Origin of the sequence: Aeromonas sp. ASNIH5 (assembly GCF_002902865.1) — a bacterium.
GTDB classification, from domain to species: Bacteria; Pseudomonadota; Gammaproteobacteria; order Enterobacterales; family Aeromonadaceae; genus Aeromonas; species Aeromonas caviae.
On sequence record NZ_CP026122.1, the window covers coordinates 1,199,337 to 1,215,695 of the forward strand.

The window sequence follows — 16,359 nt, forward strand, 5'->3', positions numbered from 1 at the left end:
AGGGCGCGTGACAGCCGCTCGTGATGCCAAGAAAGGATGACACACTCCCGTAACATAGTGGTGCGACAAGGGGTGAAACAAAATTTCTTTTGTTCTTTTGTTACATATGATCCAGATCAATCTTTTCTGACACATCCCGACCCTATAATCGAGCCAGAAAACAGTTTACTAAGGCATGTAAATACCCCGTTATGGTGATTCTTGCCTTGACAAGGTGGCTATAATTGCCGGGCATTGCCAAGGTCTTACTAAACAGTTTTCAAATCATCAGGAGATAAACATGGCAGTAACCAATTTGGCTGAACTGGATGCACTGGTTGCCCGCGTCAAAGAAGCACAGCGTCAATTCGCCAGCTTCTCGCAAGAGCAGGTAGACAAGGTCTTCCGTGCCGCCGCCCTGGCCGCCAGCAACGCCCGTATCCCCCTGGCCCAGATGGCCGTGGCTGAATCCGGTATGGGTATCATCGAAGACAAGGTTATCAAGAACCACTTCGCCTCCGAATACATCTACAACGCCTATAAAGATGAGAAGACCTGCGGCATCCTGAGCCAGGACGACGAGATGGGCACCATCACCATCGCCGAGCCGGTAGGCATCATCTGCGGTATCGTACCGACCACCAACCCGACTTCCACTGCGATCTTCAAGGCCCTCATCTCCCTGAAGACCCGCAACGCCATCATCTTCTCCCCGCACCCCCGCGCCAAGAACTCCACCAATACCGCTGCCAAGCTGGTACTGGATGCAGCCGTGGCTGCCGGTGCGCCGAAAGACATCATCGGCTGGATTGATCAACCCTCCGTCGAACTCTCCAACGCCCTGATGCGTCACGACGACATCAACCTGATCCTGGCCACCGGTGGCCCGGGCATGGTGAAGGCCGCCTACTCCTCCGGCAAACCCGCCATCGGCGTGGGTGCGGGCAACGTGCCCATCGTCATCGACGAAACCGCCGACGTGAAGCGTGCCGTCGCCTCCATCCTGATGTCCAAGACCTTCGACAACGGCGTGGTCTGTGCCTCCGAGCAGGCTGTCATCGTGGTCGACTCCATCTACAACCAGGTCAAGGAGCGTTTCGCGACCCACGCTGGCTACATCCTCTCCAAGGACGAAGCGGACAAGGTGCGTAAAGTGCTGCTGATCAACGGCGCCCTGAACGCCGACATCGTGGGCCAGCCTGCCACCAAGATCGCCGCCATGGCCGGTGTGACCGTGCCTGCCACCACCAAGATCCTCATCGGTGAAGGTCTGGAACTCTGCGCGGAAGACGAGTTCGCTCACGAAAAACTCTCCCCGACGCTGGGTATGTTCCGTGCCAAGAACTTCGAAGAAGCCGTCGAAATGGCCTGCGACATGGTCAACATCGGTGGTATCGGCCACACCTCCGGTCTCTATACCGACCAGGATCGCAATGCCGACCGCATCAAGTACTTCGGCGACAAGATGAAGACCGCCCGTATCCTCATCAACACCCCCTCCACCCAGGGTGGGATCGGTGACCTGTACAACTTCGCGCTGGCCCCGTCCCTGACCCTGGGTTGCGGCTCCTGGAGTGGTAACTCCATCTCCGAGAACGTCGGTCCCAAGCACTTGATCAACAAGAAGACAGTCGCAAAACGGGCAGAAAATATGCTGTGGCACAAACTTCCGAAATCCATCTACTTCCGTCGTGGTTCCCTGCCGATCGCCCTGGGCGACCTGGAAGGCAAGAAGCGCGCCATGGTGGTGACCGACCGCTTCCTGTTCAACAACGGCTATGCCGATGAAGTGGTTCGCCTGCTCAAGAAGCTGAACATGGAAGTGGAGATCTTCTACGAAGTGGAAGCCGACCCCACCCTGTCCGTGGTCCGCAAGGGCGCCGAGATGGCCAACTCCTTCAAGCCGGACGTGATCGTCGCCCTGGGTGGTGGTTCACCCATGGATGCCGCCAAGATCATGTGGGTCATGTACGAGCACCCGGACACTGCGTTCGAAGACCTGGCCATGCGCTTCATGGACATCCGCAAGCGTATCTACAAGTTCCCGAAAATGGGCGTGAAGGCCGAACTGGTCTGTATCACCACCACGTCCGGTACCGGCTCTGAAGTGACCCCGTTTGCGGTCGTGACCGATGACGCCACCGGCATGAAGTACCCGCTGGCCGACTACGAGCTGACCCCGAACATGGCCATCGTGGATGCCAACCTGGTGATGGGCATGCCCAAATCCCTGTGTGCCTTCGGTGGTATCGACGCCGTGACCCACGCCATGGAAGCCTATGTCTCCGTGCTGGCCAACGAATACTCCGACGGTCAGGCGCTGCAAGCCCTGAAACTGCTGAAGGACTACCTGCCCTCCAGCTACATCAACGGCGCCAACGACCCGGTTGCCCGCGAGAAGGTGCACAACGCCGCCACCATCGCCGGTATCGCGTTTGCCAACGCCTTCCTGGGTGTGTGCCACTCCATGGCCCACAAACTGGGTGCGGAGTTCCACATCCCCCACGGTCTGGCCAACGCCCTGCTGATCAGCAACGTCATCCGCTACAACGCGAACGACAACCCGACCAAGCAGACCGCGTTCTCCCAGTACGACCGTCCGCAGGCTCGCCGTCGCTACGCCGAAGTGGCTGACCACCTGGGCCTGACCGCTGCCGGTGACCGTACCGCCGCCAAGATCGAGAAGCTGCTGACCTGGCTGGACGAGCTGAAGGCTACCCTGGGGATCCCGGCGTCCATCCGCGAAGCCGGCGTGAACGAAGCGGACTTCCTGGCCAAGGTAGACCAGCTGGCCCTGGAAGCCTTCGATGACCAGTGCACCGGCGCCAACCCGCGCTACCCGCTGATCACCGAGCTGAAAGCCATCCTGATGGACACCTACTACGGCCGTCCCTTCATCGAGGAAGCCCCTGCTGCCGCCCCGGTTGCAGCCAAGGTCGACGCCAAGGTGGACAACAAGAAAAAATCCAAGGCCTGATAAACGCCACGGATGACAAGAGCCCGCGCACATGCGCGGGCTTTTTTGTTTGTCTATCTGTTTAATTTTGCTAGCTTGTTGATAGGCAAATTCGACAGAAGAGCTAGTCCATGGCGCTGATACAGGCCTCCATCGAGCAGTTGAGAGTCGGCCACTACATCCATCTTCCCACGGGATGGACGAGCCACCCTTTCATGTTCAACGCCTTCAAAATCAAGGACCAGCAGCAGCTCGACATCATCCGCCACCTCGACCTGACCCTGCTGATGGTGGATCCCGACAAGAGCGATCTGCCGGTAGAGCCCCTGCTGCGGGCCGAACCCGTTCCCTCTCTTGAGATGAGCGACACCGGGAATACCACCTCCTCTTCTGAGGGCCCCACCTTCGACGAAAAGGCGTTCAGGCGCTCCCTTCGCATCGCGGACAAGGCGTTCGGTCAATCCCTGTCAGATCTTCGCGACGCCCTTGGCGCCCTCAACCTCAAACCGGACGAAGGCTTGGCCAATACCGCACAGATAGTGCGCAGCACCGCCGCCCGTCTGGCAGAACACCAGGGGCCACTCGGTCTGCACCTCATCCGCAGCCAGAACACGGATACCCTGCTGCAACACAGCCTGAGCGTGGCCTTCATCGCCATGCTGATGGCACGGGAGCTTGGCATGAATCCCGTCGAGATCGAGGAAACCGGTCTGGCGGGCCTGATCCACGACATCGGCGAGCTCAGGATCCCGAGCCAGATCATCCAGAAGCGGGGGGAGCTCAGCAAGGCGGAGCAGAATTTCCTCAACATGCACCCCCAGTACGGACTGGAGATGCTCAACCAGTTGCAGGCTTTCGAACCCAGAATCCGCGAGGTCGCCTACCTGCATCACGAACGCCTCGATGGCAGCGGTTTTCCCCTCGGGATCAAGGGCGACAAGATCCCCCCCCTCGCCCGCCTCATCGGGCTGGTGGACCACTATGACGAGCTGCTTCACCCGCGCAGCGGCCTCAACCCGCCGGGACCCAGCCAGGTGATCGGCCAGCTCTACAAGCTCTCCCAGAAGAAGTTCGAGCAAACCCAGGTCAGGTTGCTGATAAAGGTGCTGGGGGTCTATCCACCGGGTTCCCTGGTGCGCCTGGATGACGATGCCCTGGCCCTGGTGCTCTCCACCGAGCCCAGCATGCCCCTCAGACCCAAGGTGCTGCCCTACCTCAAGGGGCAGCGGCCGGAAGGGGTGGCCATGATCGATCTGCGGGAAGATGCGCGAAGCATCGTCGCCACCCTCAGACAGGAAGAGCTGGACGACGCGCAGCGCGCCTTTTTCGGTCTGGGTCGGCGGGTCTGTTACTATTTCGCCTTCTGAGTTATCCCCAGAAGCTGGGGATAACTCATTGGACAAACCTGAATAATTGCTCAGGTCCCCTCGAAATCGTCCACCATTGGAGCTGGATAAAAAACGCCCAGCCGATGGCCGGGCGGAGCATGCCACCTCCGTGTGGCGTATCCGGTGGATACCTTCATGCTCGCATCAGCAATATCAAGCGGGCATCGATTACACAAATATCAATTTAACGTGCTGATTTTATATGGTTTTATTTTTCCATTCTGGCAAACTGCCGCAGCGTTCAGCCCGCAGCCCGCATCAAGACGGGCTCAGGCTCACCCTGCGTCATGACAACGCCCGGCTCCGGCGTGGTTTTTGAGGAAGCTTTTTTATGCAACTAGTCCTCTCTCTGCTCCAGCAGATGAGCGTCAGTCTGGTCATCGCCTACCTTTTTTCCAAGAGTCCCCTGCTGCGTCCCCTGGCCAACTACTCCGTCAGGCTGCCCCACAAGGTGCTCATCTATGTCATCTTCTCCTGCTTTTGCATCCTGGGAACCTATGTGGGCCTCGACATCGATGACGCCATCGCCAACACCCGGGCGGTCGGTGCCGTACTGGGGGGACTGCTGGGCGGCCCCCTGGTGGGATTCCTGGTGGGGCTGACCGGCGGCCTGCACCGCTATACTCTGGGGGGGTTCACCGATCTCGCCTGCGCCATCTCCACCACCTGCGAAGGCTTGCTGGGGGGGCTGGTTCACTGGCGGCTGATGCGGGCAGGCAGGGTCAATGACCTCTTTGCGCCCAGGGTCGCCTTCTTTACCACCTTCGTGGCCGAGATCATGCAGATGGTGATCATCCTGCTGGTCGCCACCCCCTTCGACAAGTCCCTGCTGCTGGTGCGCACCATCGCCACCCCCATGATCCTCGCCAACTCCTGCGGGGCGGCGCTCTTCATCAGCATGATCCGCGACCAGCAGCGGATGTACGAAAAGTTCTCCCGGGTCTTCTCCGCCAAGGCGCTCACCATCGCCAACCGTACCGTCGGCATCATGAGCCAGGGGTTCACTCCGGAGGCCAGCGGCAAGATAGCCCATATCGTTCAGGAAGAGACCGGCGTCGGCGCCGTCGCCATCACGGACACCGACAAAATCCTCGCCTTCATCGGCACCGGGGAAGATCACCACAAGCCGGGCACCCCCATCACCTCGGCGATCACCCTGCAAGCCATCGCCCAGAACAAGGTGCTGTTCGCAGATGGCAACAGCCAGCCCTATCGTTGCAGCATCTCCCCCCAGTGCCAGCTCGGCTCCGTGCTGGTGATCCCCCTGCAGGGTGACGAGGGGGTGATCGGCACCATCAAACTCTATGAGCCCAAGAAGCGGCTCTTCCTCAAGATCAATCACACCCTGGGAGAAGGGATCGCCAACCTGTTGTCCCAGCAGCTGCTGGCAGGCCGCCTGGAGCAGCAGCAGCGCCTGCTGGTGCAATCCGAGCTCAAGCTGGTACAGGCACAGATAAACCCCCACTTCCTGTTCAACACCCTCAACACCATCAGCGCCATTACCCGCCGCGATCCGGGACGGGCACGGGAGCTGCTGCTGCACCTCTCCCGCTTCTTTCGCAACAACCTCAAGCGCCAGAGCGGCCTGACCACGCTGCGTGAGGAGCAGGAGCACTGCCTCTCCTACCTGGAGATAGAGCAGGCCCGCTTTGGCGAGCGGCTCACCGTCATCAACGAGATCCCGCCCCACCTTGCCGAGGTGCAACTGCCGAGCTTCACCCTGCAGCCCCTCATCGAGAATGCCATCAAGCACGGCATCTGCTCCCTGCTGGGAGAGGGGCGACTTCGCCTCTTCGCGAGGGAAACCCCCGAGGCGATCACCCTTTGCGTCGAAGACAACGCCGGGGCCTGGCAGCCATCCGGCCAGGGGGATGGCCTGGGGATGAGCCTGGTGGACAAGCGCCTCAAGAGCGCCTTTGGCGAGCGCTATGGCATTGACGTCCAGTGGGAGCCGGAGCAATGGACCCGGGTCTCCCTGACACTCCCACGACAACCCCGCACCACCGCCAAGGAGATGACATGATCCGCACCCTGATCGTCGATGACGAGCCCTATGCCCGCGAAGAGCTGGCAGAGCTGCTGGCCAGCGATCCCGACATCGAGATCCTGGGCATGGCGGGCAACGCCATCGAGGCGCTCGGCCTCATCCAGCAACTCAAGCCGGATGTGGTGTTTCTCGATATCCAGATGCCCAAGCTCAGCGGCATGGAGCTGGTGGCCATGCTCGATCCCCTGCCCCGCATCGTCTTTGTCACCGCGTTCGACGACTACGCCATCCAGGCGTTCGAGGAGAACGCCTTCGACTACCTGCTCAAGCCAGTGGAGCCGGCGCGCCTCGCCAAGACCCTGGCGCGGCTCAGGCAGGACATCACCCCGCAACCGGTCGGGACCCTGGCCCCGACCATCCACCATATCCCCGGATACCTGCACAACCGGGTACGGCTGCTCCCAACCTCCCAGGTGGAGTACGCCTTCTCCGATCTCGGCGGCGTCCATGTCGCCTGCCAGGGCGAGCTGTTTCACACCCAGCTCACCCTCAAGTCCCTGGAGGAGAAGACCCCGTTGCTGCGCTGCCACCGCCAGTATCTGGTAGCCCCGACCGCCATCTTCGAAATCCGGTTGCTGGAGAATCAGCTGGCGGAGATCGTGACCCCGAGCGGGGCCCGGGTACCGGTCAGCCGCCGCTACCTCAAGGAGCTCAAAGACGAGCTGGGACTGGAATAAAACGGTGCGCGATGTGCGCCGGATCACAGCGGGCAACCGCTCGGGTCGCCATGTCGCCGCTCACCCTCTTTCACCTGCCGTTAACAGAAGTCCCCACCTACACTGGCTGCGCACACCAAAAAATAACAAAGCAGGAGCGTAGCAATGATCTGGTTCTTCCTCTGTGTCGGCTTGTTGATAGCCGGCTACTTCATATACGGCAAATTCATCGAACGGATATTCGGGCCCAAACCCGAGTTGAAGACCCCCGCCATCACCATGGCGGACGGGGTGGACTATGTCCCCATGTCGGACAAGAAGGTCTACCTGGTTCAACTGCTCAACATCGCAGGCGTCGGCCCCATCTTCGGCCCCATCCTGGGTGCCCTCTATGGTCCGGTCGCCATGCTCTGGATCGTCTTTGGCTGCATCTTCGCCGGTGCGGTCCACGACTACTTCTCCGGCATGCTGTCGGTACGCGCCAGGGGCGCCTCGGTGCCGACCGTGGTCGGTGAGCACCTCGGCACCGCCGCCAAGCACTTCATGAACCTCTTTGCCGTGGTGCTCCTGATGCTGGTGGGCGTGGTCTTCGTCCTGAGCCCGGCGGGCCTGCTCGCCAACCTCACCTCCACCGATCTGGTCTACTGGATTGCGGCCATCTTCGCCTACTACATCCTCGCGACCATCGTCCCCATCGACAAGATCATCGGCCGCTTCTACCCCATCTTCGGTGCGCTGCTGGTCTTCATGTCGGTCGGCCTCATCATCGGCCTCATCGTCTCCGGCAAGGGCTTCTACAACACCGGGATGGACTTCTCCAACCTGCACCCGACGGACCTGCCGCTCTGGCCGCTGCTGTTCATCACCATCGCCTGTGGTGCCGTCTCCGGTTTCCACGCCACCCAGTCCCCGCTGATGGCGCGCTGCATGCAGAACGAGAGCTCCGGTCGCTTCATCTTCTACGGAGCCATGATAGGGGAAGGGATCATCGCCCTCATCTGGTGCACCCTGGGTCTCTCCTTCTACGACAGCACCGAGGCACTCAACGCCACCCTGGCCAGCGGCGGCCCCTCTGCCGTGGTGCACGAAGTCTCCACCAGCCTGCTCGGTACCGTGGGCGGCATCCTGGCGATCCTCGGCGTGGTGATCCTGCCCATCACCTCCGGTGACACCGCGTTTCGCAGCGCCCGCCTCATCGTGGCGGACTTCCTTAACCTGACCCAGAAGCCCATGGCGAAGCGTCTGCTCATCGCCATCCCCATGTTCATCCTTGGCTTCATCATCTCCAAGGCCGAGTTCGGGGTGATCTGGCGCTACTTCGGCTGGGCCAACCAGACCACCGCCGTCATCATGCTGTGGGCTGCGGCCGCCTACCTCATCAAGGAAGGCAAGCTGCACTGGGTATGCACCATTCCCGCCATCTTCATGACCGCAGTGGTCATCACCTACCTGGCCAACGCCCCCATCGGTTTCGGCCTCGAGATGAATGTTTCCACCATCATCGGTCTGGTGAGCACCGCCCTCATCACCCTCGCCTTCCTGGTGAAATTCAGACCCTCCCAACTGAGAGAGGCCAAAGAGAGCTGAAGCATCAGCTTCTCTTCATGACAAGAGGCCCGGCATTGCTGCCGGGCTTCTTCTTTTTATGGTCACTTATCCCTGGCGGGGGGCTCGTCGGGATCGGGCGCCCGGGCCGGCACCTGATACCACTGCTCCCTGGCCACCAGCACAGCCTGCTCCGGCTGGGCAATGAAGTTGGGGGACATGATCTGCACCCCGAACTCGTTGAAGACATCCTGAATATGGCCATGGAGCTCCGTCTTGACCACTGCAGGGAGTTCGCTTGCCTTCATCCTCACCTGCAACTCGTACTCCACATACCAATCCTGCAGATTCAACTGCCGCACCAGGGGAGCTTCATCCTGATTGAGCCGGGTGCAGCGTCGCGCCGCCAGCTCCAGCATGGCATGTACCTGACGCCAGGGAGTGTCATAACCGATGGTCACCTTGGTCAACAGGGCCACCCCCTTCTCGCCCGCCAGCCGTGTCAGGTTCACCACCTTGCCCCCCACCACCACTGCATTGGGCAGCGTGACCTCGTGATCCTGGCGCGTCACCAGCTTGGTCGAGAGGGCGTTGAGCTCGCTCACCATCCCCTCCACCTCGCCGATCTGCACCAGATCCCCTGGCCGCAGTGCGCGGGAGTAAATGAGCACCAGGCCGCTCATGGCATGGTTCATGATACCGGCCGATCCCAGTGTCACCATCAGACCGAAGAAGACGCTGATCCCCTTGAAGGCATCGGAATCCGCGCCCGGCAGATAGGGGTAGGCCACCGTCAGGGCAAACAGCCAGATCACCACTGACAGCAGCCGCCGGGTGGCGCCTATGGTTTCGGCGTGCAAACCCTGCACCCGAAACTGGCCACGCTCGATGCGGTCGAAGAGGATGGCCAGCATCTTGATGAAGAAACGGGTGATGACCACGATAAGCAGCACGGTTACCAGACCGGGCATGGCGGCAATCATGCCTTCCAGCATGTCGCCACACAGGGCAAACAGGGATTCCCCAAGCTGATAGCTCCAGGCCCGGGTCTGGGGGAACAGGCCGAGCACATAGGTCAGCCAGCCATAGGTGAGCATGAAGATAAGCAGCAGCGTGATGAGGCCGAGCAAGCGGACCTCGACATTCCCGGTGACCTGGCGCCAGGAGTGGGGGACCAGCCCCTTCTGCAGCAACAGGCGGTTGGCCAGCCACTTTCTGACCCGCCGATGCCCCCGCTGCAACAGCCAGATGAGGCCGAAGAAGATCAGGCTGACCACCACCGCCAAGCCGACGGCTCTGAGCAAATAGGGGGTCGAGTGCAGCTCGAGATACTTGATGCGCACGCCGTCGAGCCGATGCAGGACGCGTTCGGCCGCCTGATCCAGGGTCAGCTCGTCGAATTCATCAAGGTCCCCTTCCAGCAGCACCAGAATGCGCTTGCCATTGACCAGAAACTCCCGGCTCTCCTGGCCGTGTCGGCTGCCTTTCGTCACGGCCACAGGCGTCATGAGGTCGCTTGGCTCCATCCGCTGAACTCGCTCATGGGCCAGCCGTACCCTGGCCGCCCCATCCAGGTTGCCATATTTAGCCGTCAGCATGACGATGGGTTCATGAAGCAGGACCAGGGTCTGTGCCCGCTCCTGCTCATTGGGCTCCATTCTGGGTTCGGCGGTCCAGCCGAGGCGGGACCACAACAGGCTGATCAGCAACAGGCCAAGCCGCCATCCTTTGCCACTGCACCATTCGCTCATCAGGTTCACCTCTCACCTTCCCCGGGCATCCATTGCTGTTTGATTTTATCTAACCAAATCAATTTTGTGTGTTAAATGAGCAACCGATGAACCATGCCTGTACCGCCACACCAACTCTCCGATTGCAGACTTGCACCGACGGCATATGCTGTCATTATTGCCGAAGCCTCGACTCGACAATCGAAGCATTGTTAGCGACTCAGACGGGAGAAATCGATGGTACTTGACTACATTGCCCTGGGGATCCTGGTGTTTGTCGTCTTGGTCATGTTCTATGGCATTATCGTCATTCACGATATTCCATATGAAATTGCCAAGCACCGTAATCACCCCCACCAGGACGCCATTCACGTGGCAGGCTGGGTCAGCCTGTTCACCCTGCACGTGCTCTGGCCCTTCCTCTGGATCTGGGCCACGATTTATCGCCCCGATCGCGGCTGGGGCTTCTCGCAACGCCTACAACATGACGAAACAGAGATCAGCGCACTCAAAGAGGAGCTGGCAGCACTGCAGGCTCGCATGACCACGCTCGAACAGACCGACAAATAGGTAACGCCCCATGGACCTGCTACTTATTCTCACCTATACAGCCCTCTGCATAGGTATTTTCAAGATCTTCAAGATCCCGCTCAACAAGTGGACCGTGCCGACCGCCGTGCTGGGTGGCGTCATCATCATCGGCACACTCATCATGCTGATGAACTACAACCACCCCTATTCCGAGCTGGCTCGCAACTATTATGTCTCCACCCCGGTCGTGCCCCTGGTCAAGGGACGAGTCACCGACGTCCCGGTCAAGCCCAACCAACCGGTCAAGAAAGGGGATGTGCTGTTTCGCATCGACGCTGAGCCCTTCCAGGAGAAGGTCGCCAGCCTGACGGCGCGCCTCGCCTCCAACACCGATTTTCTGAAGGCTCTGGACGCCCGCCTGCGCTCCGCCAGCCTGGACAGGGATCGCGCCCAGGAGCTGATGCGACGGGGCATCGGCAAACAGCGCGACCTCGACGTCACCCAGGCCAACGTGGATGACATCGTCGCCCAGATAGATCAGCAGAAAGCGACCCTCAATGACCTGAGTGCCCAGCTCAACATCGCCAAGTACGATCTGGAGCAGACCGTGGTCTACGCCCCGAGTGACGGTCATGTCGTACAACTGGCATTGCGCCCGGGCATGATTGCCGCCCCCTTCATGTTCCGCCCCGTGATGACCTTCATTCATGAAGATGCCAATGCCTATGTCGGCTGGTTCTGGCAGAACAGCATGCAGCGGCTCAAGGCGGGTGACGAGGCCGAAGTCGTGCTCGACGGCATTCCGGGTCGCATCTTCAAGGCCAAGGTGCAGTCCGTTATCCCGGCCATGGCACCGGGCAATATCCAGGCACAGGCGGGTCTTATCGATCAGACCTCGGCACAGGTACCGGGTCGCCTGCCCATCGTGCTCGAGATCACCGATCCCGAGTGGGCAAACTACCAGGTGATCGCGGGTTCCAGCGGCCAGGCCGCCATCTATACCGAGCACTTCCACCACGTGGCCATCATGCGCAAGATCCTGATGCGCATGGGTAGCTGGCTCAACTACCTGTTCCCCTTCCACTGAGGTCCCTGACCTGCACGGGCCGGCATCTTGCCGGCCCGCTTCCTGTCAGCACGCCCCCCTCGCTGCATTTTCCCCGCAAGATCCCTATAATGGCGCCACCTTGCGCCACAACCGTTCCCCATGTTCGTTCTCAGACCCTATCAAACCGACGCGGTCAACGCCGTCATCAGCCACTTTCGCAAACACCCGGATCCCGCCGTGGTGGTGCTGCCCACCGGGGCCGGCAAGAGCCTGGTGATCGCCGAACTGGCCCGCAAGGCCCGTGGCCGGGTGCTGGTGCTGGCTCACGTCAAGGAGCTGGTGGAGCAGAACCACGCCAAGTACGAAGCCTGGGGGCTCCAGGCCGACATCTTCGCCGCGGGGCTCGCACGCAAGGAGGCGAGCGCCCAGGTGGTGTTTGGCTCGGTGCAGTCGGTGGCGCGCAATCTGGATGCCTTCGACGGCGCTTTTTCGCTGCTCATCATCGACGAGTGCCACCGGGTCTCGCTCGATGACGACAGCCAATACCACCAGGTGATCGAGCATCTCAAGGCCGCCAACCCTGCCCTCAAGATCCTCGGGCTCACCGCCACCCCCTATCGGCTGGGGCTGGGCTGGATCTACCGGCGCCACTACCACGGCATGGTCAAGAGCCACGGCGAGCGGCTCTTTGGTGACTGCGTGTTCGAACTGCCCCTGCGCTTCATGGTGAAAAACGGCTACCTGACCCCGCCGCGCCTGGTGGACGCCCCCATCGTCCATTACGACTTCAGCAAGCTGGTGCCGCGGGAGAACGGCCTGTTCAGCGAGGCGCAGCTCAACGGCGAGATCAAGCGCCAGGAGCGGGTCACCCCCCATATCCTGAGCCAGGTGCTGGAGTATGCCGCCGACCGGCAGGGGGTGATGATCTTCGCCGCCACCGTCGAGCATGCCCGGGAAATCCATGGCCTGCTCGGTGCCAGAGGCCAGCAGGCCGCCCTCGTCACCGGCGAGACGCCGGGACCGGAGCGCGACGCTCTAATCAGTACCTTCAAGGCGCGCGAGCTCAAGTTTCTGGTCAACGTGGCGGTGCTCACCACCGGTTTTGATGCCCCCCACGTCGACCTCATCGTGATGCTGCGTCCCACCGAATCGGTGTCGCTCTATCAGCAGATTGTGGGACGGGGCCTGCGCCTCTCACCCGGCAAGAGCGATTGCCTGGTGCTCGACTACGCAGGCAACAACTTCAACCTGTTTGCCCCCGAAGTGGGGGAACCCAGGCCCCACGCCGGCACCGAGCCGGTTCAGGTGCCCTGCCCCGCCTGCGGCTTTGCCAACACTTTCTGGGGCAAGACCGACGAGGATGGCAAGGTGGTCGAACACTACGGCCGCCGCTGTCAGGGACTGTTTGAAGATGACGAGGGCAACCGCGAGGAGTGCGACTACCGCTTTCGCGCCAAGATCTGCCCAGGTTGCGGTGCTGAAAACGACATCGCCGCCCGCCGCTGCCAACGCTGTGACCAGCTGCTGGTGGACCCTGACGACAAGCTCAAGGAGGCCCTCAATCTCAAGGACTGCATGGTGATCCGCTGCGCCGGTTTGACCCTGAGTGCCGGGCGCGGCAAGCAGGGGGAGCGGCTGGAGGTGACCTACCACGACGAGGATGGCCTGACCCTGACAGAGTACTTCCCCTTTCACTCCCGGGGTGCACAGCGCTTGTTTCAACAACGCTTTGTGCGTCATCATTGGCCCGCCCCGGGCCTTGAGCCCGAATTCACGACCCTGGCGAGCGTGATGCTCGCGGCAAACCAGTTCCGTCACCCGGATTTCGTCATCGCCCGCAAGTCGGGACGCTTCTGGCAGGTGAAGGAAAAAATATTCGATTACGAGGGGCGTTACCGGACTGCCAACGCCCCGGCCTGACCCCATGGCAGGCGATACCCGGCAGTCACCCGGTTTGATTATCGGGGCGGTTTATGATGCCGCCCTTTCGTTCAGTTAGAGGATCCTATGCAGCGGCTGTTGATTGGTTTTTGTGCTCTCTTTTCTCTGGCGGTCCACGCCGCCCCGCTGACCCCGCCCAAGGGGGGCCAGTACGCCGTCATCGTACAGGGCAACAACGGGGTGGAATTTGCCCGTCACGCCGATGACATGATAGCCCCCGCCTCCACCATGAAGGTGCTCACCGCGCTCGCTGCACGCCTCGAACTCGGTGCCGACTTCCGCTTCGCCACCGACATCCAGGCCCAGCCCGGCGCCAAACAGGGCACCACCATCAACGGCGACATCTGGATCAACTTCGTCGGCGACCCGACCCTGTCGCGCATGGATCTGGTTGCCCTGTTCAAACAGTTGGGCGTCACCCGCATTCAGGGCAACGTCTATGTCAACACCGGTGCCTACAACGGCTATGAGCGTGGCAACGGCTGGTCCTGGGGGGATCAGACCCTCTGTTTCGCCGCTCCCGTCTCCTCGGTCATCATCGACAAGAACTGCGCCTACGGCACCATCACCGCCACCCAGATTGGCAAGCCTGCGGTGGGCAACGTGGCCAGCGGCGTGCCCATCGGCATCGGCGCCGACAACGTGGAGGTGATGAGCTATGGCGACATGGCGCGTCAGTTCTGCGCTCTGGAAGTAGACATGGCCAAGGGCAACTTCTACGAGCTCAAGGGCTGCATCACCCCGAACAAGGAGCCACAAGGGCTGCGCTTTGCCATCCATGACGTGGAGGCCTGGGGCTGGGACAACATCCGCTGGGCCATGAACCGCGCCGGGATCAGCCACGACGGCCTGCTGCGGGTCACCCATCAGGCCCCTGTCGGTGCCCAGACCCTGGCGACCCACTACTCTGTCTCCCTGCCGGTGATGCTCGCCAAGATGTTGAAAAAGTCCGACAACCTCTACGCCGATACCTTCCTCAAAACCGTGGGGCGTCACTACTACAACAAGCCGGGCAGCTATCGCAGCGGCACCATGGCGGTGCGCGCCATCCTGACCAAGCACGGCATTGACCTTGGCAACGCCACCCTGGCCGACGGCTCCGGCCTCTCCGCCCACAATCTCATCAGCGCGCGCCAGATGTTGTCGGTGCTTAACTTCATCCAGAAGAACGATGCCGAGCTCGACTTCATCAAGCTGCTGCCAAGCTCCCAGGTGGACGGCACCCTGGCCTGGCGACGCAGCGTCACCGCTCCCATGATGAAGAACAAGGTGCACGCCAAGACCGGTACCATCACAGGTACGTCGAACCTCGCCGGCTTCATCGACACCGCCGGCGGCCAGCGCAAGGCCTTCGTGATGTTCCAGCGCGGTCTCTCCCAGGATCCGGCGACCCACGAGCGCTACCGCGCCAGCAAGGCGCCCTGGCCCTGGACCGTCTTCGAAAAAGGCGTGCTGGAGAGCATCTACCAGCAGCAACCCATCCAGATCGTCGAGCAGTGATAGACGGGCTGCCTTGCCGGCAAGGCGGCCCGATTCCCCGGCCTTGGGGCGAAACAGGGACGCTGGCGCCATCATCAGCAGTGGGCGCAATCGGAGATGGCGAACGGAAGCATCGCAATTTTCAGCTTTGACTGACAGGGCGCCAGGGCTATGCTGTGCCCAGCCTCATCTCAATGGCCTTCTTCAACGGCTTGTTTAATGGAGAGAAAAGATGTTTGTAGAGATTTTTGGTCGTCCCGGTTGCCCCTATTGCGTGCGTGCCAAGCAGATTGCCGAGCAACTGACCGAGGAGCGCGATGACTTCGAGTTCCGCTACGTGGATATCAACGTGGCCGGGCTGACCAAGGACGATCTCGCCGCCAAGGCGGGCAAGCCGGTCACCACTGTGCCGCAGATCTTCCTGGATGAGCAGCACATCGGCGGCTGCACCGATTTTGAGGCCTATGCCAGAGCCAATCTGGGTCTGTAAGCCCCGACACCATGAAAAAAGGCGCCTCTGGCGCCTTTTTTCATGTCGCCAAGTCTGCCTCAGGCCACCGGCGTGAAGCGGCTCACCACCTGTCCCTGATGTTCAATCCACTCCATGAACATGGCGACGGGGCGGGCATAGACCTGACCATCCTGTTCGGATTGATAGATCACCAGCTGCTCCTGGGTTTCGGTGTGCAAGGCCAGGGCCAGAACCTGGTAATAGCCCCCCTTGAAATGGCGGTAGCGACCGGTAGCGGGTGCCTGCATGAGTGAACCTCGAGAGCGGGAAGATGAGCCCCCGTGCCTGCGTGCTCCCCTGGCAGACCGACGGGTCGGGGCCTTTTTTACCCCAGCCAATCGTGCCAGATGGGGGAGATATTTCAATACACTCATGTTGCTTTATGAATCTGCCCCTCATCTTTCACTGATCTACCAAAGAGAGGCAAACGATCATGCTGAATTTAACATTTCAACAACCCTGTTTCAGGGGTAAATATCAGGGATTTATTCCATAAATTAGATTGTTCTAGCATTCAATTCTGTGAAGAATAGGGGCAGAGAAATTTG

The 16,359-nt window shown here is 60.8% G+C and carries 12 protein-coding genes; 10 read left to right on the forward strand and 2 right to left on the reverse strand.

Annotated elements, in window-relative coordinates; all coding sequences use genetic code 11:
- Window positions 1-280: 280 nt before the first annotated feature.
- The 5 genes from adhE (at window position 281) to C2U30_RS05285 (ending at window position 8,613) form a co-directional block, all read left to right on the forward strand.
- The gene (gene adhE, locus C2U30_RS05265) at window positions 281-2,956 is read left to right on the forward strand and encodes a bifunctional acetaldehyde-CoA/alcohol dehydrogenase (RefSeq protein WP_069652659.1); all 2,676 of its coding nucleotides are present in this window, start codon (window positions 281-283) and stop codon (window positions 2,954-2,956) included.
- A gap of 110 nt (window positions 2,957-3,066) precedes the next feature.
- Window positions 3,067-4,302 carry an HD-GYP domain-containing protein gene (locus C2U30_RS05270; protein ID WP_103243338.1) on the forward strand — a complete coding sequence of 412 codons (1,236 nt, stop codon included), beginning with the start codon at window positions 3,067-3,069 and terminating at the stop codon, window positions 4,300-4,302.
- Between the two features lie 352 nt (window positions 4,303-4,654).
- A complete protein-coding gene (locus C2U30_RS05275) occupies window positions 4,655-6,346 on the forward strand; it encodes a sensor histidine kinase (RefSeq protein ID WP_041212838.1) in 1,692 nt (563 codons plus the stop codon).
- Window positions 6,343-7,047, forward strand: coding sequence for a two-component system response regulator BtsR (gene btsR, locus C2U30_RS05280; protein WP_039038988.1), 705 nt, complete (start codon window positions 6,343-6,345; stop codon window positions 7,045-7,047). The genes C2U30_RS05275 and btsR overlap by 4 nt, the downstream gene beginning before the upstream one ends.
- A 144-nt stretch (window positions 7,048-7,191) precedes the next feature.
- A complete protein-coding gene (locus C2U30_RS05285; RefSeq protein ID WP_010674323.1) occupies window positions 7,192-8,613 on the forward strand; it encodes a carbon starvation CstA family protein in 1,422 nt (473 codons plus the stop codon).
- 62 nt (window positions 8,614-8,675) lie between these two features.
- Here the strand turns inward: C2U30_RS05285 and C2U30_RS05290 are convergent, their stop codons facing one another.
- Window positions 8,676-10,322: a mechanosensitive ion channel family protein gene (locus C2U30_RS05290; protein ID WP_103243339.1), complete on the reverse strand. Its 1,647-nt coding sequence runs from the start codon at window positions 10,320-10,322 to the stop codon at window positions 8,676-8,678.
- A 216-nt stretch (window positions 10,323-10,538) separates the two neighbouring features.
- Here C2U30_RS05290 and C2U30_RS05295 point away from each other — a divergent pair, with 216 nt between their 5' ends.
- From C2U30_RS05295 to C2U30_RS05315, 5 genes are all read left to right on the forward strand, one after another.
- Window positions 10,539-10,871, forward strand: coding sequence for a DUF3302 domain-containing protein (locus C2U30_RS05295; RefSeq protein ID WP_039038991.1), 333 nt, complete (start codon window positions 10,539-10,541; stop codon window positions 10,869-10,871).
- Between the two features lie 10 nt (window positions 10,872-10,881).
- Window positions 10,882-11,919, forward strand: coding sequence for an HlyD family secretion protein (locus C2U30_RS05300; protein ID WP_039038992.1), 1,038 nt, complete (start codon window positions 10,882-10,884; stop codon window positions 11,917-11,919).
- A gap of 120 nt (window positions 11,920-12,039) precedes the next feature.
- Window positions 12,040-13,800: a DEAD/DEAH box helicase gene (locus C2U30_RS05305; protein ID WP_103243340.1), complete on the forward strand. Its 1,761-nt coding sequence runs from the start codon at window positions 12,040-12,042 to the stop codon at window positions 13,798-13,800.
- Window positions 13,801-13,887: 87 nt separating this feature from the next.
- On the forward strand, window positions 13,888-15,321 hold the full coding sequence (gene dacB, locus C2U30_RS05310) for a D-alanyl-D-alanine carboxypeptidase/D-alanyl-D-alanine endopeptidase (protein WP_103243341.1): 1,434 nt from the start codon (window positions 13,888-13,890) through the stop codon (window positions 15,319-15,321).
- A 211-nt stretch (window positions 15,322-15,532) separates the two neighbouring features.
- A complete protein-coding gene (locus C2U30_RS05315) occupies window positions 15,533-15,790 on the forward strand; it encodes a GrxA family glutaredoxin (protein WP_010674029.1) in 258 nt (85 codons plus the stop codon).
- A 59-nt stretch (window positions 15,791-15,849) separates the two neighbouring features.
- Here the strand turns inward: C2U30_RS05315 and C2U30_RS05320 are convergent, their stop codons facing one another.
- Entirely contained in the window at window positions 15,850-16,059 is a 210-nt protein-coding gene (locus tag C2U30_RS05320; protein ID WP_010674028.1) for a DUF1653 domain-containing protein, read from the reverse strand.
- Between the last annotated feature and the right edge of the window lie 300 nt (window positions 16,060-16,359).